We start from the raw sequence: 588 nt of genomic DNA, 5'->3' as shown, positions 1-588 counted from the left end.
GTACTGAGTAGTTGAGTTTTGAGCAGTTTTTGATAAGATACTCTGCATACGAGTATTATTTACTGTTCAAATAACGCAGCGCCACTGCTTATTTGTTCGTTACAGCGTGTTTGTGCACTCTGTAACCGTTACTCGATTAAAGCAAAAACGCTCTTAGTGTGCAAGCACTGAGAGCGTTTTTTTTTGTGTCTGTGTTTAGATTCGCTTAATAAGCCTGTTTCCTATATTCCTTTTTGATATTTAAGTGTGAGTTAAGAATCATCTTGGCTTGTAAGTGTTCGTTAGCGTTGGCTGTTGCTGCTGTATAGTTATACCTATTCGTGCGCTGTGTGTGTCTATCTTCTCTCTAACATCAACAAGCTTTCTAGTCGCCTTGTCGTGCTCGTCAGTGCTTGCTAATTTCACGCTCTCTGCTCGTTGTTCGATGCTACTCATCAGCTTATCTACTGCTTCATATGTAGTTTCATACTTAGCTATGTCAAGATGATCAGGTCGTCTAGCCATTGAATTTTCTAATTCATAACAAGCTGATTGTACGCATAGATAGAAATAATCAAAGTCTTTGATGCCTTGCTGCCTCGTCATTTT

The 588-nt window shown here is 39.3% G+C and carries 1 protein-coding gene; it reads right to left on the bottom strand.

The features are described from left to right. Positions 1–258: 258 nt before the first annotated feature. Positions 259–588 (bottom strand): hypothetical protein (locus DLK05_RS17665; protein WP_209319950.1); only part of this gene is annotated, 330 nt, incomplete at its 5' end.

It is taken from the genome of Ancylomarina longa (genome assembly GCF_003996985.1).
Lineage (GTDB): Bacteria > Bacteroidota > Bacteroidia > Bacteroidales > Marinifilaceae > Ancylomarina_A > Ancylomarina_A longa.
This window is presented reverse-complemented; position numbering and strand designations above follow the sequence as displayed.